We start from the raw sequence: 26,299 nt of genomic DNA, 5'->3' as shown, positions 1-26,299 counted from the left end.
CTCCTAATATACTTTTTCATGATTGATTTGCTGCAATCATATATGAAATAAAGGATTTCTATACTATTAAACAAAGTTTAAGCAAAAAACAAAGATTAATTCAGCATATAATGCAGAATTAATCTTTATTTTTAATCTAATGTCACCAATATCTCATTCTTGAAAAAGTGATGAAAATGTTTCATGAATTTTAGCACATACATTCTTATATGAACTATTTCTCTATCTTCCCAGTCCTATTTAAAACCTCAATTATTATTAAAGCAATGGCCCCTCCTATCAAAGCCGTAATCAGTTGAGGGAAACTCAAAGCTGCCTGAATAGGCGGTTTTACAGATATAAAATAGTTTACTGCCGCATAAAGCAATCCGAACTTTATTATCGCTGCAAAACCAACAGCTATGATCCTATTGCGATTCTTAAATATAAAATATACTATGCCGTATAGAATATTACCTACCATAATAAAAGGAATTGCAGGAATAATAGCAGGTGGCTGAACTCCTAATGCTAATGCCATAAAAGGAGTTATTGCTCCTATAGCTGCAGACCACGGCCATCCGCAGATTTCAGCTGCTATTATCAAAACACAATTTATGCCTGAGCCTGTTACTATCTGACCCATTTTTACAAACTGAAACACTAATGCTATAGCCAGTAGTATGGCTGCTCTTGTCAATGTCCTTGTCTTTTTATCCATCCTATCTTATACCCTTTCTCTCTTTACATAGTGAGTATGAAGAAGATGATGAGCCTTATGTCCGTTAGCTTCTCCAAGATAATCATCATACAAAGCTTTTATTTCAGGATTCTTATGGGACTTTCTCAGTACCATGCCCTTATCGATATCATATAAGCCCTGGGCTCTCAGTCTGCATACTTCTTCTGTTTTTTCCTTGTCAATTATTATTGGTTGTCCTCCTCCGTTTATGCAACCTCCAGGACATCCCATTACTTCTATGAAATGATAATCTGCTTCTCCATTTCTTACTCTTTCCAAAAGTTTTCCTGCATTGCCGGTTCCATGGGCAACAGCGACCTTAACATCTAAGTCTCCAATCTTTACAGTTGCTTCTTTTATTCCTTCCAAACCTCTTACAGGAGTATAATCTATATTATCCAGGTCCTTTCCTTCCAATAAATCTGCTACAGTCCTTAAAGCAGCTTCCATAACTCCGCCTGTTGTACCGAATATCACTGCTGCACCTGTAGATTCTCCCATAACCCTATCGAATTTATCATCCTCTAAGGATTTGAAATCTATTCCTGCTTCTTTTATCATCTTGGCCAATTCTCTTGTAGTCAATACTGCATCTACATCTCTCAATCCATCTACAGTCAATTCATCTCTTCCTGATTCAAACTTCTTAGCTGTACAAGGCATTACTGATACTACGAATATCTTTTTGGGATCTATGTTCATCTTTTCAGCATAATAAGATTTAGCTAATGCTCCCAGCATCTGATGTGGTGATTTGCATGTAGATAAATTATCAAGGAAATCACTATAATAATGTTCACAATATTTAATCCAACCAGGTGAGCATGATGTAATCATCGGAAGCTTGCCACCATTTTTAATTCTGTTAATGAGTTCCGTTCCCTCTTCTATAATAGTCAAATCTGCAGCAAAATCCGTGTCAAAAACTTTATCAAAGCCTAACCTTCTTAGAGCTGCAACCATCTTACCTTCTACATTAGTGCCCACAGGCAATCCGAACTCTTCACCCAAAGCCACTCTGACAGCAGGAGCTGTTTGAGCAATTACGTACAGCTCATCATTATCCAAAGCTTCCCATACCCTATCTCTGTCATCTTTTTCCCTCAAGGCACCTACAGGACATACTTTAATGCATTGTCCGCAAGTAATGCAAGCAACATCAGAAAGGCTTCTATCATAAGAAGTTGTAACTGTAGTTTTAATACCCCTTCGTGCAAAATTTATGACCCCTGCCCCTTGAACATTCTTGCAAACGCTTATGCATCTTCCACAGAGTATGCATTTATTCTGATCTCTGACTATTGAAGGAGATGCCATATCAACTTTATAATGAATCTTCTCACCTTCATAGTCTACAGTATCTATCCCCATATCTTCGGCCAGCTTCTGAAGCTCGCATTTAAGGTTTCTAGAACATGTAAGACATTCCCTTTCATGCCTTGCTAATATAAGTTTCAATACTGTTGTTCTAGCTTCTCTCACAGCCTTTGAATTGGTTTTGACCTCCATGCCTTCTGAAACAGGAAGAACACATGCTGCCTGCAAAGCTCTTGCACCCTTAACTTCAACAAGGCACATTCTACAAGCTCCAACTTCATTTATATCCTTCAGATAGCAAAGAGTTGGAATGTTGATGTTCAAGCTTCTGGCTGCTTCCAAAACCGTTGTGCCTTTAGGAGCCTGAGTCTTGATGCCATCAATTGTCAGGTTTACCATGTCCATTATTTTATCCCCCTTACAATAGAGTTGATAATGAAAAAAACCCCTATAAAAAGGAGTCTAGTTCAGTAAAACACAACTATATATTTTCATATATAGCGTATATACTACTCCTTTCAATACACGAGACATGGATATTTCATCCATACCCATCCACCTGTACCCCACAAATAACCCTTAGAGTTACAGATCAGGAACTATTTAGTTATCATTAGCTTATAGCTGGCCTATGAATAATCGTTATTTATTTAACATTTCTCCATACTTATTCTACTACTTTACTCATATATTGTCAAACTATTTCGATAACATTAACTGCATGTACTGGTTTTATTTGATTGTTTATACCAAAAGTCCCCGGCAAATTACCATATATCTATTTTATATATAATCATATGCCTATCAATATGTTTATCACAACAAGTCAATCCATAATCTTTATTATATCTCCAGGTTTCACTGCGCCCTCGTTCAATGCCATCATCTCCCACTTTACACCATATATACTCTTCTAACTACAAGTTGTATTCCTGAGTATATTTGTGAAATGGAAATCTCCTGATTTTCCCCCTGTCTTTTTTACCAAATGTATATCCGAAATGATCATCTCTTTATCTATATCTTTGCACATATCATAGATAGTGAGAGCTGCTACTGATACTGCTGTCAATGCCTCCATCTCTACCCCAGTTACTCCATATGTCTTTACTGCAGCTGTTATATCAATCTTACAATTTGCTTTGTCTATTTTAAAGTCCATATCCGCTCCATATATGTTGATATTGTGGCACATGGGTATTATGTCAGAAGTGCTCTTTGCTCCCATTATCCCTCCCACTTGAGCCACAGACAACACATCTCCTTTTTTGATTTTCCCTTCAATAATGGCTCTTATGGTTTCTTTGCTCATGTAGACTGAACCCTTTGCCACTGCTTCCCTTATGCTTTCATCTTTTTCTGTTACATCAACCATTTTAGCATATCCTCTCTCATTTAAATGATTTAATCTTTCCAAATCATTTACCTCCGAATTTATACTTTTAACTAATATTATACCTGTAATATGCAATAATACCAGCAAAAAGCAAAATGGGCTGCATAAATCATGCAGCCCACTAAGTGGATTTTAGTACATTCCCATGTCTCCGCCCATTCCGGCTCCTGGCATACCTTTTTCTTTTTCAGGTATGTCTGCTACAACGCTTTCAGTTGTGAGTAGCATTGAAGAAACGGATGCAGCATTTTCTAATGCCGATCTTGTAACCTTTGTTGGGTCAACAATACCTGCTTCAATCATGTTGACATATCTTTCATTTAATGCATCGAAACCTACTCCAGGCTCGCTGTTTAAAACTTTTTCAACTATTACTGAACCTTCGAGTCCAGCATTCTCTGCAATTTGTCTTACTGGTTCTTCCAAAGCTCTTCTTATGATCTGGATACCTGTTCTTTCGTCTCCATGAGCATCCTTTAGTAATTCCTCAACGGCTTTTACAGCATTTAACAGAGCAACTCCTCCACCAGGTACTATACCTTCTTCTACTGCAGCCTTTGTTGCAGCAAGAGCGTCTTCGATTCTCAGTTTTCTTTCCTTAAGCTCTGTTTCAGTTGCAGCACCAACTTTGATAACTGCTACGCCGCCTGCCAACTTAGCAAGTCTTTCCTGAAGCTTTTCTCTATCAAAATCAGAAGTAGTTTCTTCTATCTGAGCCTTAATCTGTTTTACTCTGTCTTTTATTGCCTTTGGATCTCCAGCACCGTCAACAATTATTGTGTTCTCTTTCTGAACTTTAACCTGTTTTGCTCTTCCTAATTGATCAATTCTAGTCTCTTTAAGGTCTAAACCTAATTCCTCAGATATTACCTGTCCGCCTGTGAGTATAGCTATATCATCAAGCATAGCCTTTCTTCTGTCACCAAAGCCAGGTGCCTTAACAGCAACGCAAGTAAATGTTCCTCTTAATTTGTTTACTATCAATGTAGCAAGAGCTTCGCCTTCAATATCTTCAGCAATTATCAAAAGCTTCTTGCCCTGTTGAACTATCTGCTCTAATATTGGAAGAAGATCCTGAATATTGGATATCTTCTTGTCAGTTATAAGTATATATGGATCATCAAGAACAGCTTCCATCTTCTCTGTATCTGTGATCATGTAAGGAGATACATAACCTCTGTCAAACTGCATACCTTCTACTACATCCAAAGTTGTTCCGAAGGTATTTGATTCTTCTACAGTTATAACTCCGTCCTTGCCTACCTTTTCCATAGCCTCGGAAATGATTTCTCCGATGGACTCTTCTGCTGCTGATATGGAAGCAACCTGTGCTATAGCTGATTTATTTTCTACTGGTTTGGAAATCTTTTTGATTTCTTCAACTGCAGTAGCTACAGCCTTGTTGATACCTTTCTTTAAAATCATTGGGTTTGCTCCTGCAGCAACATTTTTCAAACCCTCTCTAATAATAGCCTGAGCAAGTAATGTAGCTGTTGTTGTACCATCGCCTGCTACATCATTTGTCTTTGTGGCAACTTCTTTAACTAATTGAGCTCCCATATTCTCAAAGGGATCTTCAAGCTCAATTTCTTTTGCAATTGTTACACCGTCATTTGTGATAAGTGGGGAACCGAATTTCTTATCTAATACAACATTTCTTCCCTTAGGTCCTAATGTTATTTTAACTGTATCTGCCAGTTGATTTACGCCTCTTTCAAGAGCTCTTCTTGCATCTTCACCAAATCTGATTTGTTTTGCCATTTATTTACCCTCCTTTATTTTTCTACTATTGCCAATACATCATTTTGTCTAAGGATCAAATATTCTTCGCCATCAACTTTAACTTCTGTGCCAGCATATTTAGAATATATTACTCTGTCGCCAACCTTTAATTCGAGGGGTACTCTTTTACCGTCAACTAATTCTCCTGAACCAACAGCCAACACTTCACCCTGCATTGGTTTTTCCTTTGCAGTGCCGGGTAATACTATACCGCTTTTGGTTGTTTCTTCATTTTCTAATACTTTAATAACAACTCTGTCTCCAAGTGGTTTAATGTTCATTTATAACCCTCCTTAAACTTTTATTATTCAAAATCAATATGTATCCTTCATTATTAGCACTCACCTAAGATGAGTGCTAATCACAATATAATAATAAATAATGGTTTTACACTTCGCAAATATTTAAATTAGCATTTTTTTGGATTTATTGCTTATTTTCTTATATTAATTCAATTTATCTCTCTATTGCATTGTTTTTCTTTATATATGCTCCAATTCTTTCAAATCTATAAACTAAATAAAAAATATAATTATAAAAAACTTCCTTGATATTTAAAAACATGTAATTAAAGCCTTTCATATTATAGCCAAAAGTTTCTATTAAATTCATGTTTTGGAGAAAAATATTATGAAACGTCACTTATAAACCTTTCATATTAATAAATAAGATCCCTAGTATTGTGTGTTAGTTTTGAATCTCACTCTTTGTCACCTGCTATCGCTCTTTCCAAAAGCTACAATTTAATACTTTTTCAGCTCTTCTCAATATATTAAGTACCTTTGAATAAGACATGCCCATTTCACCGGCAGCTTTATTTAGATAATCTGACTTGTCTACAAGTATTAAAAGCCTATATGATCCTTGTCCGAATACTTTGTCATCTTTATCATTTTTATCTATAGTTGTATTCGGATTTCATGTATCCAACCTCACCATCACATATTTTTCTCTATGGTTCATTATTTCTACGTCACCATATATACTTATGAATATTTTGTCGAGAAATACCACCCATTTCTTTTGTATAAAACTCTGCCATAATCTTTCCATCCTCTAGAAGTAGAATTCTGTCATAGTAGTTCAGTGCATAATTAGGGTCGCGAAGAGTTATAAGGTCTGCATTTCTCTCTTTATTTATCAACTCTTTTATTTCTCATTTTAGTTGTACATTCATCCATGGATACAGTCATATTAGCAATAAGCAATAAAACTAGAAATCTTACGGAAATTTCTTAAAATCATGCCACCCCCCTTTTTAATCGTTATATCTTAATTAGTATAAAGCTTCAGTAACATACCGTGGTCTGTGCAATATTATGCGATTATGGGAAACTAGTACTTACAGCATTTTCTAATTATAGTATATATCACCTTTTGGGAAAATAAACTTTTCTTAATAGTAAAAATTGTTTATTACTTTGTTGAAGTTGATAATATTTTTCTGTATAATGTACATATTAATCATAACTTGGAATAAGGAGGGAGTATTATGTCATTAAAGGAAGCTTTGGCAAAGTCAAAGAAAGAAAAGAAAAGAGCTAAAGCGATTGATACAGCTAAAAAGGTAGGAGTAGGCTTGGGTATAGGTGCTGCTGTAGGTGCAGCGGCAGGCATTCTTTTTGCACCTAAATCCGGAGAAGAAACAAGAAAAGATATTGCAGATACAGCCAAGAAAACTGCTCAGAGCGTTAAAGATAATGCCAGCGAAGTAGGAGAAAAGATATCTAAAATTGTTGAAGAAGGAAAAGAAAGAATCGCTAGCATAAAGAAAAATAGAGAAGAGGTAAAAGAAGAGGTTGCAGCAGAAGAAGACATATGCTGCGATGATGAAGAGTGCTGTGACTGCTGCAGCGGTACCAAAGAGGAGGCCTAGATATGATTTCCTATAAAGACCTGGGTCTTTTAATACTCTTTATAATCGCAGTAGGCTTAGGTGTTTACCTTTTCATTGTACTTAATCATTTATCCGCCATATTAAAAAAGGTGAAAGAACTATTAGACAGACATGGTTCCAATATAGACAAAGCAATGGACAAGCTCCCTTCCATTGCTGCCAATATAGATGAAGCGGCAGTAAATGTGAAACAGGGAGTGGAAAAAGCTGCTGCCACAGTGGATTCGGTAGGAGATACAATATCAGAAACCGTAGTAGCTGTGAGTTCCGGTACTCAAGAAGCAGTAGAATATGTTAAGATAATATGCGAAATAATAAAGGTTCTAGTAAACACCTTTTCAAAAAAATAATACCCAATTTGAGGGTATTATTTTTTTCTTAAATTTTAAGATACTTCTCCATATAATTTATAGCTTCCGAAAGATATTCCTTATGAATCTTTTCTATTTCACCTCTGTCGCTAGCTTTCGCAAGTTCAGGATCTATAGGCATTCTTCCTAAAACCTCTATCCCAAGACCTGCGGCTATATCATCTATATGACTGTCTCCAAACACTCTGATTTCTTCATCGCAATGAGGACATTTTACATAGCTCATGTTTTCTATTATGCCTAAAACAGGCACTCTCATGGTTTTTGCCATATTATACGCCTTTCGAACTATCATATGTACCAGATCCTGAGGAGTTGTAACCACCACTATTCCATCCAAAGGTATGGATTGAAATACAGTTAGTACTACATCACTGGTTCCCGGAGGCATATCAATGAATAGATAATCTACATCTCCCCAAACAACATCATTCCAAAATTGCTTCACTACACTGGAAACAATAGGTCCTCTCCATACCACCGGCGTATCTTCTTCATCCAAAAGAAGATTAATTGACATTATCTTTATATCATTTTTGGTCTTCTCAGGCAAAATACCTTCTTGAGATGCCACCGCCCTATTGCTTATGCCAAACATTTTTGGAATTGAAGGACCTGTTATATCCGCATCTAAGATGCCTACATTGTAACCTCTCCTCATTGTAAGCACTGCCAATGTTGATGTAACTAGTGACTTGCCTACGCCACCTTTTCCGCTTACTATTCCAATTACTTTTTTGGTGAAGTTTTTCGCTTTTACTTCTACGTTAGAATCATTTTCTCCTGCAGCTGCTTCACAGCCTTCTGAACAAAAACCCCTTTTGTCACAGCCCATAGCTTGGCACTTACTCTCATATTGATCCATAAAAGTCATCTCCTAATCTTATTTAATTTATAGCTTATTATTTGAGACTTCTATCAATTTTATTGCGTTGCCTATGGTATTTCTGTTGCAAGTAGTGAGGATATTCCTTCCTGTTCTGGCAAACGGCACATGGCATGCGGTTTTTAGGGTATTCCTCTAAAGTCTTTGTGAGGAACACGGATTAACACGGAGGGGTTTTGAAAACACTAAAAGACACTAAACTTTTACTAAAATACACTAAAGTATAATATAAATTTTTTAGGCTGTAATACAAAGCAGAAAAAATCTTGTCCCTAAAGTAATACCATATCTCTCAGCACCTATGACAAAACAGAACGGTATAGGAATACCTAAAGCTATGCGAGTATACAGTAAAATCTAAGGGACATATAAGAAAGCATTTTTATTAACTTTGCCAGTGACTTTTTGCGAAATCTAAAATAGAGAATTCGTAAGCGCAGCATGGAGGCTGCGATAAGCGCAAATTGGCGAAGCGTAGGGCAAGGATGCCGTTTTGCGCCGTTAGAATTCTCTTTTCGATGAGCGTTAGAGTCACTCAAAGTTAATACCCTATACGATATTATATATCCCTTAGATTGGTTTATGTCGCTACAGTAACTACAATTCACTTTTTGTATATTCTAGTGTTCTCAAAAATAACCCTCAGTGCTAATCCGTGGCAATTCGTGTTCCTAAAAAAAGACCTCAAAGGAATCCCCTAAAACTCATAGTTCAACTACATAAACATCATGATAACAATGGGCAAAAATATACCCGGAAGCATGTTGCCTACCCTTACTTTTTTAATATCCAAAATGGATAAGGCCAGTCCAACAAGCAGAACTCCCCCTACTGCAGTCATTTCGCTGACCACTGCATCACTTAGATAGGGAGCCACTGCCGATGCTGCCAAAGTCAAACCGCCCTGATATATTAAGATAGGCACGGCAGATAAGGCTACTCCAAATCCCATGGCAGCAGCGAAAATAATTGCAGAGATAGAGTCCATAACAGTCTTTGCATATAATACCTCATGGTTTGCCGATAATCCGCTCTGTAAAGATCCCATAATAGCCATAGATCCTACGCAAAAAAGCAAACTTGCCGTTACAAAACCTTCAGAGAATCTTCCTCCTGCTCCCTTAAATCTGGATTGTAGGGAATTACCCATATTTTCCAATCTTTTTTCTATATCAATCAATTCACCTATAATGGTACCCAGCACTAAGCTAAAAATAAGCACCATCATTTCATTTGATTCCGTAAAGAAATCGATTCCCAAGGCCAATGTAAACAGTCCCAAAGCGTACATGATGGTATCTCCGAATCTCTTGGGCAATCCTTTTTTCATAAATGTACCTATTATTCCGCATATAAATACTCCTAACGCGTTTGCAATGGCTCCTGCTAATATCATAGTTATTCCCCCTTGCCAGTCCCTATCTTCATCTCTCTAGCGTAATAGAACAAATACTCTTGAGCAAAGCCTGCTAAATCGCCGAACTTTTCCCTGGCAAATTCATGTATTCTCTTCATGGGCACCTCTTCATGGAGGTAAAAATGCTCTGTGACCCTCTTTATCCAGACATCCACAGGATATGACCCATACTTTTCCATAGAAAAGAGCATGATACAATCTGCCACCTTTACCCCTACACCTGGAACCTTCAACAGCTCCTTACGGGCATCATCCATATCTAGAGTTTTTATATGATCCAGATCTATGACTCCCTCTAAAACCATCTTTATGGCTTGGTGAATATATTTGCATCTAAAGCCTGCTCTGCATTTTTCTATGTCTGAGAGTTCAGCTTCCGCCAACTCTTCAGGTGTAGGAAATGCATAGTATGTCTCTCCATTATAATTTATGGGTTGTCCATACATCTGTGATAAAAGCCCTATACTTCTTGCTATCATAGGTATTCTGTTGTTTGCAGATATAATATATGAAATAAGCATCTCCCATGGCTGTTGCTTCAATATTCTTATGCCTTCACCGTACTTTATTGCTGTTTTAAGAACCGGATCCTCAGAAAGCCTTTTCTTAATCTCTCCATAATCCCTTCCCATGTCGAAATAATCAAACCATATATCCTGAAAATCCTGAATATTGGTGTTCAGCAATTGAACCCTTTTATTTTCTTCATCAGACTTAACATTTATTACCTTTCCAAATGCAACTCCAGTATAGCTTCCATCCGCCTCCTGCTTCCATCTGAAACACTGACCACATTCAAATATATGCTTTGCATTGAAATCGTTGACATTCTCTAATATCAACCCATTATCTATTTCCTTAACATCTATATTGTTCATTTTCATGCCTCTCACCCTCATTTCTTAGGTTTCTCCAATATATATACCTTTATCCAAAAGCACTAGACCTACCGTCCGTATATTTACAGCTAAAACATTCAAACCTGTGGTATATTCCAGTTTTTCCGCCACCACTTTTTGAATATCCCTCATCATCAAATCCAGCCTTTTCATAAGGTTCAAAGATACATCTATGTCTATTATGACTCCTTCAGTTTTGCTGTCTATCCTCACCTTATCGACCTTATGGACACCTTCATATTTCACAGCAGTAATTTCTATCAGCTGAATCAATGCATTTTTTGATATTTCATATTTGCCAAGATAACTAAACGTAGGCCTTATTATGGTCTTCTCAGTCACATCTCCTGTTTTCTCTTTCTTTCTGAATATTTTCAGAGAATCAATAAAATAACCAGAGAAATCTTTCTTTACCTCCACTGTAGGCACAGGTATAACATGCTTGCCTTCATTCCTTCTTGACTTTATTGCAATATTTATTTCTGATTCTGTTGATACTTCATTTATATAGATCACCTCACAGGGTAAAGGTATATCCAGAGACTTTGAAATCTGTTCCACCATCTTGTTGGACGTTCCTAAAATTAATATCTTCTCAGGAGCTAATTCTTTTATTGCAGCCTTAACTGCTTCCCTATGTTTATCTTCCTTGAACAATGCTCTTCGAACAGCGGCCAACTTGGTTTTCTCCTTCTTGGCTGAACTGCCAGTAATGATTCTGGTGCCACAAATCAAAAGTCCATCATCAATTATATACTCGATATCTCTGTCCTTGGCCACCATGAAAGCCTTATAGCTTTTTCCAGTACCGCTATGTCCTATGAGGGCATATACTTTCATCAGATATTGCTCCTTTCAAAAAAATGAGGACATCATAATGCCCTCATTTTTAAGTTAACTATTATTTTATCATATATATTGAATTTTTAAATATGCTAATTATTGATTTTCTGGAAATAATTTTGTCAATACTGTTATTAACATGTAAAATACGGCCATAACAATAAGGATACCTGACATGCCATTAGCCATTACCTTTAAACTTTCATAGAATACTGATAAATTCATGATACAACCTCCTCTATTTTACCAATGCCAATATAAGACCGCCGGCTATTATTGAACCTATCTGTCCTGCAACATTGGCACTTACTGCATGCATCAGTATGAAGTTTGACGGATCTGCCTTTTGAGCTTCCTTTTGTATTACCCTAGCAGACATTGGGAAGGCTGATATACCTGCCGCTCCAACCATAGGATTTATCTTATTCTTGCTGAACAAATTCAGGAACTTGGCAAATAAAACTCCTCCTGCAGTATCAAATATAAAAGCTACCAATCCCATGCCAATTATCTTTAATGTATCTAATTTTAAAAATCCTTCTGCTGTCATTGTTGAGCCAATAGTTATTCCCAATAGTATTGTAACCAAATTGGCCAATTCATTCTGTGCTGATTTTGAAAGTCTTTCAGTTACCCCGCATTCTCTAAGAAGATTGCCAAACATCAGGAAACCTACTAAAGCCGCACTTGTGGGGGCAATTATACCTGCTACCAAAGTAACAGCTATAGGGAATATAATTTTAACCTTCTTTGATATGCTGTTTTCCTCATAGGGCATCCTTATCTTTCTTTCTGATTCTGTAGTCAATGCCCTTATTACAGGAGGTTGGATTATAGGCACCAGAGACATATATGAATAAGCTGCTACAGATATCGGAGCCAACAGATTCATTGCAAACCTATTTGCTACATAAATTGATGTGGGACCGTCGGCAGCGCCTATTATTCCTATGGAAGCCGCTTCTTTCAAATTATATCCAAATAAGGCAGCCATGCTCATGGTAAAGAATATACCGAACTGAGCAGCTCCTCCAAAAAGTAGCATTTTAGGATTTTTAAGCAAGGGTCCAAAATCTATCATTGCGCCTACTCCTATGAAAATCAACAATGGGAATAATTCCGTTATTATTCCTGCATTAAAAAGTATTGTAAGGGGACCGTGTTCTCCAATGGCACCTGAAAATGGAATATTGGCCAATATGGCACCAAATCCAATGGGCAAAAGCAGCATTGGTTCATATTCTTTTTCTATTGCTAGATAGATCAGAAAAAAAGCTACTACGAACATAAAAATGTTCCCTAAGCTCAATGCCTTAAAACCGGTAAGTAAGTCAGTCATTTAATACATCTCCTTTTGCATTAGTATTTATAAAAATTTTGTAACTCTTGTTTTATTTTTTGAATGAAATCCTTCATAATTATATAAATCTGCAAGACATCCTTCTTGACAATATTATCATATTTTTTACTAAAAAGACACTTCGATTTAACTGTTTTTTTCTCTGAAAATCCTTATTTTTATCATTTGCTTCATTTTCTCCTACTTTTCGCATCTTATACCTCCATAGATTTCACTAGTGCATAGTGTAGAGAAATCTTTCTTGAAACCCATTGCAGAAAGTCAATGTTAATGTAGAATTATACTTTCCTAAAATATGCTTGACTTTAATTAGCTGGTCTATGGCTTATAAAAAATAAAACTCTTAACAAAGCGCCTATTCTTTGTTAAGAGTTTGTCAAACTTTTTCTTAAAAAAACTAAAATTTTTTTGATTTTAATACTTCTTCTTTTTCTTTCAATAAATATGATATGGTAAATAAACTTTCACTTAAGTGAACATTTTCAACTATTATATCATCAGATACATTTATATCAGAAGGAGCAAAATTCCAAATAGCTCTGACTCCGCCTCTCACTAAGGATTCAGCAACCTTTTGGCATTGGCTCTTTGGAGTACATATAATACCTATATCAATATTATTCTCTCTTACAAAGTCCTCCAATTCTTCTACGTCATGAACCCTTATGTCGTTTATTTTAAGCCCAATAAGCTTTGGATTCACATCAAACAATGCCTGAGGCACAAAGCCGCTTTTCTCGAAGAAACTATAATTGGCAATGGCCTGACCCAAGTTACCCATTCCTACGATAACAGTCTTGTATATCTTGTTAAGCCCTAAGATATTACTTATGTTTTGATAAAGATCATCTACATTATAGCCATAGCCTTGCTGGCCAAATCCTCCAAAACAGTTCAAATCCTGTCTTATCTGAGATGCGGTAAAACCTGTTATTCTACTTAGTTCCTGAGAAGATACTCTTTTTACATCATTCTTTTTAAGTTCCCCCAGATATCTATAATATTTAGGCAATCTTCTTACTACTGCCATAGATATGCTGCTAAATCTCTCCACGCTATCAACTCCTATTAAAAAGGTATGCGATATAAAGTCATATAATAAACAATACTCAATATCAATTTATATTGTTAATATTTTATTATATGTTTTTTCAAAAGTCAATTATTAGCAAATATTTAATTTGTAGTCAAAGTATTTTAAAATTCTGAAATTCATATATATTCTTTCCATACAACTCTATGATATTTATATAAATTAAGATTTCTGGTAGAATTAAAAGAGATAATGGAACAGCCTTACAGGAGGTAAAGATGATTATTTTATCAGCAAAAGAAATACAAAAATCCTATGGAATAGACATGATCATAAAAGATGCTTCCTTCACATTGCAAGAGAAGGATAAAGTAGGTGTGGTAGGTGTAAACGGAGCCGGAAAGTCCACTTTATTCAAAATAATAGCAGGAATAGAAGAAAAAGATAAAGGTGATTTATATATAGGAAAGAGCATCTCCATAGGGTATATGTCTCAATTCTTGGACTTTGAATCAGATACAACCCTATGGCAGGAGATGTTGAAGGTTTTCTCAGATATTAGAGAAATTGAAAATAGAATGAAACAGCTGGAGAAAGAAATCAGCAGTATAAATCCAGGTACAGAAAATGAAAGACTGGATTCCCTTATGAAAGCCTACTCTTCTCTACAGCAGCAGTATGAAAACAACGAAGGCTTTGCCTATGAAAGCAAAATAAGAGGCGTTTTGAAAGGACTTGGCTTCTCCCCAGAAGATTATGACAAGAGAATAGCCTTATTCAGCGGAGGTCAAAAAACCAGAGTAGCTTTAGGAAAGGTTCTGCTAGAGAAAAGAGATATTCTGCTATTAGATGAGCCTACAAACTACCTTGATATAGAAGCTGTAGAATGGTTGGAAGGTTTTCTCAAAGACTATAAAGGCGCTTTGATGATCATATCCCACGACAGATATTTATTAGACAATGTTACCAACAGAACCTTTGAAGTAGAAAATGGCAAGCTGACAGAATATGAAGGCAATTACACATATTATGTTGCAAAAAAACAAGAACTTAGGGAGCAATTGCAGAAGGAATACGAAAATCAGCAAAAGGAAATAGCCCGACAGGAGGCTATAATAGCCAGATACAGACAATATAACAGGGAAAAAAGCATAAGACAAGCGGAGAGCAGAGAAAAGCTATTGGAAAAAATGGAGAAGATAGATAAACCTGAGACACTGCCACAAAAAGCACATTTCAAATTCGAACCTCAATTTAGAAGCGGTAACGATGTGCTTAAGCTAGAAAATCTATCCAAAGCTTTTAGCAGACCTTTATTCAACAATTTGTCTTTGGAAATCAAGCGTGGAGACAAAATAGCATTGTTAGGCCCCAACGGAATAGGAAAAACCACTCTATTGAAGATAATAGCAGGGAAGATAAGACCTGATGAAGGGACTGTAAGGTTTGGTACATCTGTATTCACCGCATATTATGATCAAGAACAAGAAAGCTTAAATCACAACAAAATGATAATAGATGAAGTTTGGGATGTTTACCCCGGATTGAATGAAACAGCCATAAGAAACGCTCTAGCAGCATTTCTATTCAAGGGTGAAGATGTTTTTAAGGAAATATCCGTACTAAGCGGAGGAGAAAAAAGCAGAATTGCACTTTTAAAACTGATGCTTTCAAAGGCTAATTTTCTTCTACTTGATGAACCTACAAATCACCTGGATATGGAATCCAAAGGTGTATTGGAAGAAGCATTATCAGGTTATACCGGCACAGTGCTCTTCGTATCTCATGACAGATATTTCATCAATAAAGTAGCTAACAAGGTAGTAGAACTCTCTGCCCAGGGCGCTATAGTCTATAATGGAGGATACTCCTATTATTTAATGAAGAGAAACTTATTCAAAGATAATGACAATAAGTCAAAAGAAAATGATGGAAAAATTTCAGATATAAAAAACGACTGGTTAAAGCAAAAAGAAGAGAAAGCCAAAGAACGAAAGCAACAAAAGAGAATTGAAGCCATAGAAAAGGAAATCGGGGAAGCAGAATCCAGAATTGCAGAAATCGACCAGCTTCTGACTCAACCGGATATTTATTCAGATCATGTTAAGTGTAATGAACTCAGCAAAGAAAAAGAAGAGCTTACCAAAAAAATAGATGATTTATTTGAAGAATGGGCCGATTTACAGTAACGGCCCTTTTATCTGCTATCTTTCTCAAGGTTTTTTCTTGAGTTATCCACATGTTCCATTATTCTCTTTTCTGCCAAAACCCCGTCCTTCTGCTTAAGGGCTTCCAATATATCCTTATGCTCTGCTAAAGCAGCCTGTAGACGACCGTGTACCTTTAAGGAAGCATACCTGGCCCATTGAAGATAAACCTGAAAATTGCTCAATATATTTTTTAGATATTTGCAGTTGGCTGATTTGAATATTATTTCATGAAATTGGGTGTTAAGCTTTGCTACTTGATCCACATCTTGCCTTTGTGTATAAAACTCCATGAGATTATATATGTTCTCCAACTCCTTTAGGTCTTCTGAGGTCATTCTGTCTGCCGCCCACAAAGCAGCTAAACCTTCTATCCTTTGCCTTATGGCATAAATTTGCTTTATATCTTCGTTAGTAATACCTAATACAAATACACCTCTGTTTGGGATACTCTCCACTAAACCATCCAGCTCCAGTTGGCGCAATACTTCTCTTATAGGTGTTCGGCTGACTCCGAATTCCTTTGCCAGCTTCATTTCCACCAGACTTTGACCCCTTATATATTTTCCATCAAGTATATCCTGTCTTATTTTTTCATATATCTGGTTTCTTGTGAAGTACTCCATTAGATCACCTATTACATATTATCGATTATTGCCTTTGTCATATCTTTGGTAGAATAATTACCTCCTAAATCTTTAGTCACATATTTCCCTTCCTTTATTGTACGACACACGCTGTTATATATTCTCTCTGCCGTTGCTTTTTCTCCTATATGTCTAAGAAGCATCACAGCACAGAGTATGGCTGCTGTGGGATTGGCAATGCCTTGACCTGCAATATCCGGCGCCGTTCCATGGGTAGGCTCGAAAACAGCTGCCTCAACTCCTATGTTAACTCCCGGTACAATGCCAAGACCTCCTACCAAACCCGCGCCCATCTCCGACAGCAAATCGCCATAGAGATTAGGTACTACCAATATATCGTATTTTTCCGGATTCATAACCATATCCATAAAAAGGCTATCTACTATTACCTCTTCATACTCTATGTCTGGGTATTTGCTTGCCACATTTCTTACGCTTGATAAGAAAAGTCCATCACTGAGCTTCATAACATTAGCTTTATGAGCACAAGTAACTTTTCTTCTTTTTTCCTTTACTGCATAGCTAAATGCCATGGAGGCTATTCTCTCGGATGCTTCCCTGGTTATGATTTTTATGGACTCGGCAGCATCCTTTCCTATCATATGCTCAATACCCATATAGAGATCCTCTGTATTCTCTCTGAATATCACCATGTCTATATCTTTAAACTTGCTGTTTACACCTTCAATGCTCTTGATGGGTCTTATATTGGCATATAGATTCAACCTTTGTCTAAGACTAATATTGGCGCTTCTGAAGCCCTTTGCTATTTCTGTTGTACTGGGACCTTTCAAGGCTATTCTATTTGTCTCTATGGAATTTATGGTATCTTCAGGCAAAGGATTGTTGTATTTTGCCATAGCTGACTGTCCTACCAGTTTCTCATCCCATTTAATATCAACACCTGCTGCCTCTATAACTGAAGTTGCTGCCATTATGACTTCTGGACCTATTCCATCACCGGGTATTAATGTTGCCTTATACATAAAACGACCTCCCACACTTTTGTATTTTTGTATACAATTATACAAATCAGAGAAACATATGTCAATAATCAATATTAATATTTATGCAATTTGCATCAAAAAATGCAATAAAAAATAAAAAGGCTGCAATTCCTTCATCATAATTATTAAAGGGTTACAGCTTTTTATCCCATATTCAGAATATAAATATTTATGTAATTATATGTATATTTATACTACATTCTGCTTCTAAATATTTATAATGCTTTCCTGTGAGATCTCTTCCTTTGCTATCAAACATGATGGCAGGTAATATAACCACATCATAATTCTTCTCTTTTTCTGCCAGCTTCCGCTTTACATCTTCCAATACCAACAAACCACTACATCCAATGTTTCCACCGAAATAATTATTTTCTATCACTTCAATATCAACATTTTCATTTTTTAAACATTCCTTTGTTATGTTATACCCAAATTTAGATACCCCAACCATTATCCTTTTTCCTGAATTTTTAGCTATTACACCCTTTATAGTTTCAACCCTGTCCTTATCAATATCATAGCTAAAAATGAAACCACTTCTTTCACCTGATTTTTTGGATAAAGTCATATTTTCAATAGTTCCACAAGCTGCGTATTCTATAGCAGGATTTTCTGAAGATAATATGCTGTAGTATGCATCTGCTCTTGAAAACACAGATTTTCCCCCAACTTTGATGATTATTTCTCCGCCTTTGAAACCGGCCCTATGGGCTGGAGAACCAAGAATAATTCCTTCTACTTCAGGTGTAAGATTCTTCAATATGGTTGGTTCAAATAGCAATGGAGTTTTAATTTTATATTTCATTTTATCTACTATATCCTTGAGCCTATCATAGATGTCATCCGGCGGATTGGGTATCTTGCTATATCTGGTATAACCAGGCATGAAGATCCTAATAGTCTCAGCTCCCCACTGAGATAAAAACCTTATAGTATCTTCTATATCCTTCTCTCCCACCAGATGTGGCATGGCAACAATGCTGCCGTTAAAAGACAGCCCATGTGACACTATGTTCTTGACAGCCTCAACAGCTTCCATAAGGCTTCTGCCTTTATATAACTTCTCACGCCCTTTCTTGGAACAACTGTTGAGGGATATGTTGAGCTCTATATCACCAATGGATTTTAGTACTTTTAATGCTTCCTCGTCTAAATAGATTCCACTGGTAGTTATTTGTATAGGAGCAGTTTTATACTTTTCTCTCAACAGCTTCAGTATTTCGATGAAATTCTCATGTATGAATGGTTCTCCTTCACATAACCTGGTAGCAGATTCACCTATGATTATCTTCTTGTCGCCATCCAAAAAATCCATAGCTAACTTAGCCTCATCCATCGTGAGATCCGATACAAAAAATGCTTCTACTTCGGGCGGGTTTTGATGATGACTGCAAAACACACAGGAAGTAGCGCAACGACTAGTTAAAGCCAGTATGTTATATCGCATGGCAGCTTCATATATCATATGTATTGGAGCCTTTTGCATATACTGACCTCCTTTCGGTAGTTTGTCTGGTTACGGATTATGAGTTGCAAGTAGTCACGTTATTCCTTTTTTGTTCTGCTGCATGCTACGGATTACATACTGCAAGCCTTTGGGTATACCTTTTGGGTCTTTGTGAAGAACATGGATTTACCACGTCGGTAACCACGGATTATCATGTAGGGATTTTAAACCCACTAAAAGACACTAAAACTCTACTAAAATACACTAAAGGGTAATATAATTTTGCAACCTGTAATACAAAACAAAAAAATCTTTTACCCAAAAAATACCCGAGATCTCGTAGCATGTAGAATGTAACAGGACGGCAAATGAATACCACATACTACGCAGTTCATTAAGACATAGTAAAATCTAAGGGATATATAAGAGAACATTTTTATTAACTTTGCTAGTGCCTCTTTGCGAAATCTAAAATAGAGAGTTCGTAAGTGCGACACGGATGTCCCACTAGGCGCAACCGACGAAACATATGGCACGGATACCCGTTTTGCGCCGTTAGAACTCTCTTATAGATGAGATTAGAGTCACCAAGTTAATAACTCATGCGATATTATATATCCCTTAGATTGGCTATATACCGCTACAGTAACTTTTAGTGGTTTTAATTAAAGATCTCAGAGGTCCAGCCACACGCAGCACGTGACTCGTAGCAAAACGGAATAGGAATTCCCTAGACCACGCAACCAATTTTAAAGCGTCAAATTCGGTACCGCATTCAGGTTCATTTCAGATACCTCTCCCCTAAGCAGCTTGTAGTAGCCCGCACAACCTATCATAGCTGCATTATCGGTGCATAGTATGGGATCCGGATAGAGCACCTTGATACCTTTCTTTGCTCCTTTTTTGCTAAGCTCTTCCCTCAATTTGCTGTTGGCCGCCACTCCCCCTGCCAATACTGCATAGGGTGAGTTTTTTACCTCTGCTGCTGCAATAAGCTTATCAGACAATACATCTACCACTGCCTGTTGGAAACTGGCCGCCACATCGGACACATTAGTCTTCATACCTTTCATAGACAAGCTGTTAAGATAATTCAGTACGGCAGATTTCAAACCACTGAAGCTGAAATCAAAACTTCCTTCTTCCAAATAGGCTCTTGGGAAATCTATGGCTTGAGCATTTCCTTCCTTTGCAATCTTATCAACCAGTGGTCCTCCAGGATATCCTAGGCCCAATGCTCTGGCTATCTTGTCAAAGGCTTCTCCTGCTGCATCATCCCTGGTCATTCCCATGATATCGTACTTGCCATAATCCACAACGTTTACTATATGGCTATGTCCTCCCGAAGCCACAAGACACACAAAAGAAGGTTCCAGTTCTTTATGTTGTATAAAATTCGCATAAATATGCCCTTCTATATGATTAACTCCAATGAGAGGCAACTTTTTCGCATAAGCCAAGGCCTTTGCAGTAGTCAATCCGATTAACAATGCTCCAACTAGACCAGGACCATAAGTAACAGCAACTCCATCTACGTCATCAAGTTTTAATTTGGCCTCAGATAAGGCTGTATCTATTACACCGCTGATATTCTCTATGTGCTTCCTTGATGCCACCTCCGGCACCACACCACCAAATTTCTTATGCACACTTATTTGGCTCGATATGATATTTGACAGCACATCTCTTCCGTTTCTCACCAACGCTGCTGAAGTTTCGTCGCATGAACTCTCGATAGCTAATATGATAGTATCTTTTTTCAACTTTTCATCTCTCCCATATTCATGGCAATTGCAGTTTAATTCGGAGATGTTGACAGCAAATTATGCTTGCGTAGCAGTTATATCTTCGAACATTAATATTTACAAAAGGCAGGATATTATCCTGCCCCGCTGCAACTTTATTTACTATTCTCCAAAATGCTTAATACTCTCTCTATATCAACCTTGCTTGCTTCATTCTCTTCTATTATCTGATTAAAGCCATTTTTTATGTTATCATAATTATTAAACTCATGATAGAACAGCTTTTCACCATTCTGCCCAAGGACCTCAGCTATGAATATTTCATTAACTTCGCTAAGACGAATAATACAACCATCTATTTCAAACTCACGAAGCAGCAACTTTATTCCCCCTATAATACAAAAAATAGTGCAACAACATTAATATATTATATCACAGTATTTTGAACATATAAAGTAAAATTTAATTATTTTTATCATATAACTCTGGCTTTAGGCTTGCCAAACCTTGTATCCAGCACAACTCCCAAACCCACAGAAGCCGCAAATAAATACACAAGCCAACCTACAACAGGTACAAAAGGTAATACAGATATCAGTATTGATCCAACCAAAAGATAAATATAAGGGGCTCCTCTGCCTTCCAGGCTGCCTGTTATTCTTCTCCCTAGAGTAATCTTCAGGGCTGTCATTCCTATAAAAGCTGTTATTAAGAAACCAGCTATAAAGAATGGTATTAAGAAGAGACCAATTATTGTTATGGCTAATACCACAATGGCAGGTATAAACAGAAGGTAGGCAGCAATACCTATACCAAATCTTCTCCAAATTTTAAAGGAAGTACTCTGGCTCATATAACTCATTCTATCAGGCATGATAACCAATAATACTGCAGACAATCCATAAAATATCACGAGACTGATAATTGAAGATACAGCCATTAAAGGTAGGATGTCCGCTCTTCCCACATTAAAAGGTCCTTCAACACTGGCTATCTCCCCTTCAATAATAGAGCCTGGAGACCTTTTTACCTTACCCATTACTGCAGCAGCACTGCCTTTTACAATACCCTGATCTCCAACGGATATATCACCAAATACAGCAACCACATTGCCATCAACGCTCCCTTTTATCACAACATCTCCAAAAATCACCGCCACATCACCATCAACTCTTCCATCTATGACAACATCTCCGAAAAATACATTAATAGAATCATCTATGGTTTCATCTTCCTTGACTCTTAAATCTTCTCCTATGGCAAACGTTCCTGAATTTCCATCATTTGCAGAAAAAGCTGCTGTAATCAGAATTGTCACAATCAACATGGCTATTAAAATATATTTCCTTTTCAATGTGGATTCCTCCTATTCCCGTTGGAGATTTATGATTCTTATAAGGCCCAAATTCAGGACCATAACTACACCTGAAATGAAAATCATTATGTTCATATAATCCTGTAAGAGAATTTTTCTTAATGTAAGCAAATTATTTATAGTAATTGGCAGGTAAACTAATATACCTATAAAATATCTGTCAATAATACCCAAGACAAAAGCTCCATAACCAAGCAGTATTTGCCCAATACCTGCATCCCGCATAAAGGGCAGTATAACAAAGATGATCATATAATATGCAAAGGCAAACATGCCAGCGGCTCCTATGAGCATATTAACCATACTGCTTGCCTCTCTCTCTCTGTTTATCCTATTCATAATTTTTTCTTCCAAATCACAAGGCGGAGAAATCTCAGGCATTTCGTTTATGCATTTTATCATTTCTGTCATCATCTGAAATTCTTCATGGCAACTTTCACATGAAAGTATATGTTTATTCAAAAGCTTCAGTTCAACTTCGCTTATGTCACCGTCAATATACTTCATTATCAAGTTGCTTACTTCACTGCATTCCATAGCCCTTCACCTTCCTTGTCCATATCTTTCAATAAATCTTTCAGCATTTGTCTGGCTCTGTAAAGCCTATTTTTTACTATAGTCAGTGATTCTCCGGTTACCTCCATTATTTCCGAATAGGATAGGCCTCTGTTATGAAAAAGTACAATAAGCTCTTTATATTTTGGAGGCAAGCTGTCCACAGCCTTTTTAACCATCTGCTGCTTCTCATGCCTTACATACTCTTCTTCTGGAGTGAAGCCTTCATCCTTCAGGTCATATTGAGTTTCTATAGGAACTGTTTCTCCTTTTCTCTTTCTTAACAAATCAAGACAATAATTAGTAGTAATCTTAATTGCCCAGGTAGAGAATTTGTATTGGGGATCATATCTTCTAAGGTATCTATACATCTTGATGAAAACTTCCTGAGATGCATCTTCTGCCTCTTCATAACTGCCTAGCATCCTGTAGGATGTATTGAATACAATTCCCTTGTATCTGGATACCAACTCCTCAAAAGCGGAATCATCTCCTTCCAGGCACTTATTTATTATTTCCATATCTGCCCCATACAAAATAACTCCCACCTTTATAATCGCTTCTGAAATATATACGGATTTATCAGGCATATGTCTGATAATTTGAGCTATAAACTAAGATTAGGGTATTCCTCTTAGGTCTTTGTTGAGAAATACGTATTAGCACAACAGGTTCTTTTTTTGAAAGCACCATAAGACACATAAATGCACTAAAATACACTAATTATGTCCTTTGATGGAACTTAGTGCCTTAAAGTGGTTAAATATTATACCTTCCGTGCTAATCTGTGATAACCGCCGTGTAAATCCGTGTTCTTTAAAAAAACCCTAAAGAAATACCCTAATACTGGCGAGCATAGGCTAGTGACTAGCGACTGACCATAAAGAATGCCCTATAGCTCTAACCACATTATTAATGCATCTTCGCCGGTATCTTGGTAATATCCTTTTCTGACTCCTGCTTCCTTGAAACCATATTTCTTATACAAATTTATGGCAGGCCAATTGGACGTTCTGACTTCCAAAGTCATTCTTTTTAAGTCATTTTCTCTTGCCAGACTTATCAAATCTTTCACTAATGCATCACCGATTTTCTTGCTGCGATGGTCGGGATGTACGGCAATATTGGTTATGTGTCCTTCATCCAATATGATCCACATTCCTCCATAGCCTACAACTTCCCCGTTGATTTTTGCCACCAAATACCTTGCCATATTGTTGTATATCTCAGCTTCAAAGGATTCCAATGACCAGGGAGTTGTGAAGCTCTTGCACTCTATATCATGTACTGCTTTTACATCTTCTTTTTTCATAGGCAATATTTCAACTTTTTCCTTTTTATCATATTCTACCTCTGCCTGAGACTTCCTTATATAATATAACTCCAACTCATTATAGTTTATAGTTTTTCCTTCCTTATACAGTTCTTCTGCCAAAACAGCCACAGAAGAAGCTCTAGGATATAATGTGGCAGGAGATGCTTCAACAACATTAGGCAGAACGTCCTTCATCTTCTGTCCAAAAATAGGAACTCCATCTCCCAAAACCACTATTTTTTCCTCGTATTCCATCAATCTGTTTATTAGTTTATCTATATCTATGGCCCTGTAGTCTTCAAGCTTAAGTAATTTATTATCCTCTATCTTGTACAATGATGAATAAACCATTTTTCTCTGGGCATCCAGCATTGGGCATATGAGTCCATTGTAGGGAAATAGGTTAAATGCCAATGCTTCCAAAGTAGGCACCGCAATCAAAGGTTTATTCAAAGCCTGCCCCAGACCTTTCACCGCTGCTGCTCCAAGCCTCAGTCCTGTGAAGGAACCGGGCCCTATTGAACACGCAAAAGCATCTATCTGACTTATGTCCATTCCGCTGTTTTCCAATGCTATGTTTATAATATTCATCATTTTCTCTGAATGCTTCCTGCCGTCATTTATGGTAAATTCACATAACAGCCTTCCATCCTCCATGATGGCAGAAGAAGCAGCTGCAGTAGAAGTGTCAATTGCTAATATCCTCATCCTTCTTCATCTCCTTTAATAACCTCTCATATTCCAAACCCGAAGCTTCCATTATTATTTCCCTTTCTTCTGGATTTTCCGTCTTCCTTATGGTTATCCAAAGCCTGTCGCCGGGTATTACATCATCCACATTATCTGCCCATTCCAAGATGGTTGCTCCATCGCCATAGAAATATTCATCACAACCTAATTCATACATTTCATCAGAGCTTCCCAACCTATAGACATCGAAATGATACAAAGGAATCCTTCCGGAAGTATATTCATTTATAATAGTATATGTGGGGCTTACAACATGCTCAGAAATCCCCAAGCCCCTTCCTATACCCTGCGTAAAAGCTGTCTTACCGGCTCCCAAATCTCCAGTAAGGCAAATTATGCTTCCTGGAAAAAGTAGCTTTCCTAATCTTTCTCCTATTCTATATGTATCTTCCACACTTTTTGAAAACAATTTTAACATAACAACCTCCAGAACAATACAAATACCGGAGCAAAACAATTTGCTCCGGATATCAGATTCATTTAAAAATATTATATTTCATTTTTTGTTAAAAGTATACCTATCTTGCTCTTTTATCTGCCACTTCATTATAAATATCTGCATGCAATATTGGAGACAGGCTCTTGTACAATAACAATGTGATGACAGATAAAATAACACCTTTTATGAGGTTAAAGGGCAATATGGCTGTCAGTATAAGAGGTATATTCTCTGTAGATACAGGACTGTTGGTGAAAACAGGTATAAGTATGAAGAAGTTAAATACGCACATAGCCAGCGCCATAACAATGGTACCTGTAATCAATCCAACTACTGCAGTCTTTTTACTCTTGTTTCTCATGTATATATATCCTGCAGCCAACACATAAGATGAACCTGTAAGGAAATTACCTACCTCCCCTATTCCTCCCGTTGAAGAACGTACGAAAAGATGTATTATGTTTTTTATAAGCTCAATGGCTACTCCAACCCAAGGTCCAAGAGCAAAGGCTCCTATTATGGCAGGTAAATCTCCCAGGTCAATCTTTAAAAAAGAAGGAAATAGTGGTAATGGAAATTCAATTAAGTACAAAAGGAATGCAAATGCAGACAAAATACCAATTTTTGTTGTTAATTGCAGTTTAGAGTTTCTCATTTCTAACCTCCACCATATATGAATATTTTTGAAAAGAAAAGTCCCTGATTATATCAGGGACTTATTTTTAAAATTGCTCATAAAAATAAATCTTCTTCCATCCAGACTTTAACTGTCGGCTCCGGAATCTAACCGGATCTGCCTTTCGGCTCGCGGGCTATACCGCCGGTAGGGAATTGCACCCGTCCCTGAAGATTATAATCAGTCTTTAATTTTCAAGTATATTATATAT

27 protein-coding genes and 1 riboswitch are annotated in these 26,299 nt (G+C 36.9%); of the genes, 3 read left to right on the top strand and 24 right to left on the bottom strand.

The window, feature by feature from the left end:
* Nucleotides 1-214: 214 nt before the first annotated feature.
* The 5 genes from BUB48_RS00620 to groES form a co-directional block, all read right to left on the bottom strand.
* Nucleotides 215-700: an ECF transporter S component gene (locus tag BUB48_RS00620; RefSeq protein WP_073023445.1), complete on the bottom strand. Its 486-nt coding sequence runs from the start codon at nucleotides 698-700 to the stop codon at nucleotides 215-217.
* A 6-nt stretch (nucleotides 701-706) separates the two neighbouring features.
* The gene (locus BUB48_RS00615; protein WP_073023443.1) at nucleotides 707-2,443 is read right to left on the bottom strand and encodes an NADH-dependent [FeFe] hydrogenase, group A6; all 1,737 of its coding nucleotides are present in this window, start codon (nucleotides 2,441-2,443) and stop codon (nucleotides 707-709) included.
* 508 nt (nucleotides 2,444-2,951) lie between these two features.
* On the bottom strand, nucleotides 2,952-3,455 hold the full coding sequence (gene moaC, locus BUB48_RS00610) for a cyclic pyranopterin monophosphate synthase MoaC (protein ID WP_073023441.1): 504 nt from the start codon (nucleotides 3,453-3,455) through the stop codon (nucleotides 2,952-2,954).
* A gap of 111 nt (nucleotides 3,456-3,566) precedes the next feature.
* On the bottom strand, nucleotides 3,567-5,195 hold the full coding sequence (gene groL / locus BUB48_RS00605) for a chaperonin GroEL (RefSeq protein ID WP_073023439.1): 1,629 nt from the start codon (nucleotides 5,193-5,195) through the stop codon (nucleotides 3,567-3,569).
* Between the two features lie 14 nt (nucleotides 5,196-5,209).
* Nucleotides 5,210-5,497, bottom strand: coding sequence for a co-chaperone GroES (gene groES, locus BUB48_RS00600; RefSeq protein WP_073023437.1), 288 nt, complete (start codon nucleotides 5,495-5,497; stop codon nucleotides 5,210-5,212).
* 1,211 nt (nucleotides 5,498-6,708) lie between these two features.
* Between groES and BUB48_RS00595 the strand changes: the two genes are divergently transcribed.
* Both BUB48_RS00595 and BUB48_RS00590 read left to right on the top strand, forming a co-directional pair.
* On the top strand, nucleotides 6,709-7,092 hold the full coding sequence (locus tag BUB48_RS00595; RefSeq protein ID WP_073023435.1) for a YtxH domain-containing protein: 384 nt from the start codon (nucleotides 6,709-6,711) through the stop codon (nucleotides 7,090-7,092).
* A 2-nt stretch (nucleotides 7,093-7,094) separates the two neighbouring features.
* Nucleotides 7,095-7,463, top strand: a complete 369-nt coding sequence (locus tag BUB48_RS00590) for a hypothetical protein (RefSeq protein ID WP_073023433.1) — start codon at nucleotides 7,095-7,097, stop codon at nucleotides 7,461-7,463.
* Nucleotides 7,464-7,491: 28 nt separating this feature from the next.
* Here the strand turns inward: BUB48_RS00590 and BUB48_RS00585 are convergent, their stop codons facing one another.
* The 8 genes from BUB48_RS00585 to BUB48_RS00560 all read right to left on the bottom strand — a co-directional run bounded on the left by BUB48_RS00585 (nucleotide 7,492) and on the right by BUB48_RS00560 (nucleotide 13,943).
* Nucleotides 7,492-8,349: an Mrp/NBP35 family ATP-binding protein gene (locus BUB48_RS00585; RefSeq protein ID WP_073023431.1), complete on the bottom strand. Its 858-nt coding sequence runs from the start codon at nucleotides 8,347-8,349 to the stop codon at nucleotides 7,492-7,494.
* Between the two features lie 736 nt (nucleotides 8,350-9,085).
* Complete coding sequence (locus BUB48_RS00580; RefSeq protein WP_073023429.1) at nucleotides 9,086-9,766, bottom strand: DUF554 domain-containing protein; 681 nt, start codon at nucleotides 9,764-9,766, stop codon at nucleotides 9,086-9,088.
* Between the two features lie 2 nt (nucleotides 9,767-9,768).
* Nucleotides 9,769-10,665 carry a DNA-3-methyladenine glycosylase family protein gene (locus tag BUB48_RS00575; RefSeq protein WP_242944132.1) on the bottom strand — a complete coding sequence of 299 codons (897 nt, stop codon included), beginning with the start codon at nucleotides 10,663-10,665 and terminating at the stop codon, nucleotides 9,769-9,771.
* A gap of 24 nt (nucleotides 10,666-10,689) precedes the next feature.
* Nucleotides 10,690-11,526, bottom strand: a complete 837-nt coding sequence (locus BUB48_RS00570) for an Asp23/Gls24 family envelope stress response protein (protein ID WP_073023427.1) — start codon at nucleotides 11,524-11,526, stop codon at nucleotides 10,690-10,692.
* Nucleotides 11,527-11,625: 99 nt separating this feature from the next.
* The gene (locus BUB48_RS18755) at nucleotides 11,626-11,754 is read right to left on the bottom strand and encodes an OadG-related small transporter subunit (protein WP_278308931.1); all 129 of its coding nucleotides are present in this window, start codon (nucleotides 11,752-11,754) and stop codon (nucleotides 11,626-11,628) included.
* A gap of 13 nt (nucleotides 11,755-11,767) precedes the next feature.
* Nucleotides 11,768-12,868, bottom strand: a complete 1,101-nt coding sequence (locus BUB48_RS00565) for a sodium ion-translocating decarboxylase subunit beta (protein WP_073023425.1) — start codon at nucleotides 12,866-12,868, stop codon at nucleotides 11,768-11,770.
* Nucleotides 12,869-12,947: 79 nt separating this feature from the next.
* On the bottom strand, nucleotides 12,948-13,082 hold the full coding sequence (locus tag BUB48_RS18750) for a hypothetical protein (protein ID WP_278308930.1): 135 nt from the start codon (nucleotides 13,080-13,082) through the stop codon (nucleotides 12,948-12,950).
* A gap of 204 nt (nucleotides 13,083-13,286) precedes the next feature.
* A complete protein-coding gene (locus tag BUB48_RS00560) occupies nucleotides 13,287-13,943 on the bottom strand; it encodes a redox-sensing transcriptional repressor Rex (RefSeq protein ID WP_073023423.1) in 657 nt (218 codons plus the stop codon).
* 257 nt (nucleotides 13,944-14,200) lie between these two features.
* Here BUB48_RS00560 and BUB48_RS00555 point away from each other — a divergent pair, with 257 nt between their 5' ends.
* Entirely contained in the window at nucleotides 14,201-16,111 is a 1,911-nt protein-coding gene (locus BUB48_RS00555) for an ABC-F family ATP-binding cassette domain-containing protein (RefSeq protein ID WP_073023422.1), read from the top strand.
* An 8-nt stretch (nucleotides 16,112-16,119) separates the two neighbouring features.
* Here the strand turns inward: BUB48_RS00555 and BUB48_RS00550 are convergent, their stop codons facing one another.
* The 11 genes from BUB48_RS00550 to BUB48_RS00500 form a co-directional block, all read right to left on the bottom strand.
* Nucleotides 16,120-16,755: a GntR family transcriptional regulator gene (locus BUB48_RS00550; RefSeq protein ID WP_073023420.1), complete on the bottom strand. Its 636-nt coding sequence runs from the start codon at nucleotides 16,753-16,755 to the stop codon at nucleotides 16,120-16,122.
* Nucleotides 16,756-16,766: 11 nt separating this feature from the next.
* Nucleotides 16,767-17,762 carry an isocitrate/isopropylmalate dehydrogenase family protein gene (locus BUB48_RS00545; RefSeq protein WP_073023418.1) on the bottom strand — a complete coding sequence of 332 codons (996 nt, stop codon included), beginning with the start codon at nucleotides 17,760-17,762 and terminating at the stop codon, nucleotides 16,767-16,769.
* Between the two features lie 190 nt (nucleotides 17,763-17,952).
* A complete protein-coding gene (locus BUB48_RS00540; protein ID WP_073023416.1) occupies nucleotides 17,953-19,272 on the bottom strand; it encodes a DUF512 domain-containing protein in 1,320 nt (439 codons plus the stop codon).
* A 710-nt stretch (nucleotides 19,273-19,982) separates the two neighbouring features.
* Nucleotides 19,983-20,996 carry a tRNA (adenosine(37)-N6)-threonylcarbamoyltransferase complex transferase subunit TsaD gene (gene tsaD, locus BUB48_RS00535; RefSeq protein WP_073023414.1) on the bottom strand — a complete coding sequence of 338 codons (1,014 nt, stop codon included), beginning with the start codon at nucleotides 20,994-20,996 and terminating at the stop codon, nucleotides 19,983-19,985.
* Between the two features lie 137 nt (nucleotides 20,997-21,133).
* The gene (locus tag BUB48_RS00530; protein WP_073023412.1) at nucleotides 21,134-21,358 is read right to left on the bottom strand and encodes a hypothetical protein; all 225 of its coding nucleotides are present in this window, start codon (nucleotides 21,356-21,358) and stop codon (nucleotides 21,134-21,136) included.
* Nucleotides 21,359-21,453: 95 nt separating this feature from the next.
* Entirely contained in the window at nucleotides 21,454-22,332 is an 879-nt protein-coding gene (locus tag BUB48_RS00525) for a bactofilin family protein (RefSeq protein WP_073023410.1), read from the bottom strand.
* Between the two features lie 12 nt (nucleotides 22,333-22,344).
* The gene (locus BUB48_RS00520; RefSeq protein ID WP_073023408.1) at nucleotides 22,345-22,890 is read right to left on the bottom strand and encodes an anti-sigma factor family protein; all 546 of its coding nucleotides are present in this window, start codon (nucleotides 22,888-22,890) and stop codon (nucleotides 22,345-22,347) included.
* On the bottom strand, nucleotides 22,872-23,444 hold the full coding sequence (locus BUB48_RS00515) for an RNA polymerase sigma factor (protein WP_139249858.1): 573 nt from the start codon (nucleotides 23,442-23,444) through the stop codon (nucleotides 22,872-22,874). The genes BUB48_RS00520 and BUB48_RS00515 overlap by 19 nt, the downstream gene beginning before the upstream one ends.
* A gap of 356 nt (nucleotides 23,445-23,800) precedes the next feature.
* On the bottom strand, nucleotides 23,801-24,931 hold the full coding sequence (gene tsaB / locus BUB48_RS00510; RefSeq protein WP_073023406.1) for a tRNA (adenosine(37)-N6)-threonylcarbamoyltransferase complex dimerization subunit type 1 TsaB: 1,131 nt from the start codon (nucleotides 24,929-24,931) through the stop codon (nucleotides 23,801-23,803).
* Nucleotides 24,912-25,391 carry a tRNA (adenosine(37)-N6)-threonylcarbamoyltransferase complex ATPase subunit type 1 TsaE gene (gene tsaE / locus BUB48_RS00505; protein ID WP_073023404.1) on the bottom strand — a complete coding sequence of 160 codons (480 nt, stop codon included), beginning with the start codon at nucleotides 25,389-25,391 and terminating at the stop codon, nucleotides 24,912-24,914. The genes tsaB and tsaE overlap by 20 nt, the downstream gene beginning before the upstream one ends.
* Nucleotides 25,392-25,491: 100 nt before the next feature.
* Nucleotides 25,492-26,067, bottom strand: a complete 576-nt coding sequence (locus tag BUB48_RS00500) for an ECF transporter S component (protein ID WP_073023402.1) — start codon at nucleotides 26,065-26,067, stop codon at nucleotides 25,492-25,494.
* 85 nt (nucleotides 26,068-26,152) lie between these two features.
* Nucleotides 26,153-26,267, bottom strand: a riboswitch (FMN riboswitch).
* Between the last annotated feature and the right edge of the window lie 32 nt (nucleotides 26,268-26,299).

Origin of the sequence: Lutispora thermophila DSM 19022 (assembly GCF_900142105.1) — a bacterium.
Taxonomy (GTDB): domain Bacteria; phylum Bacillota; class Clostridia; order Lutisporales; family Lutisporaceae; genus Lutispora; species Lutispora thermophila.
This window is presented reverse-complemented; position numbering and strand designations above follow the sequence as displayed.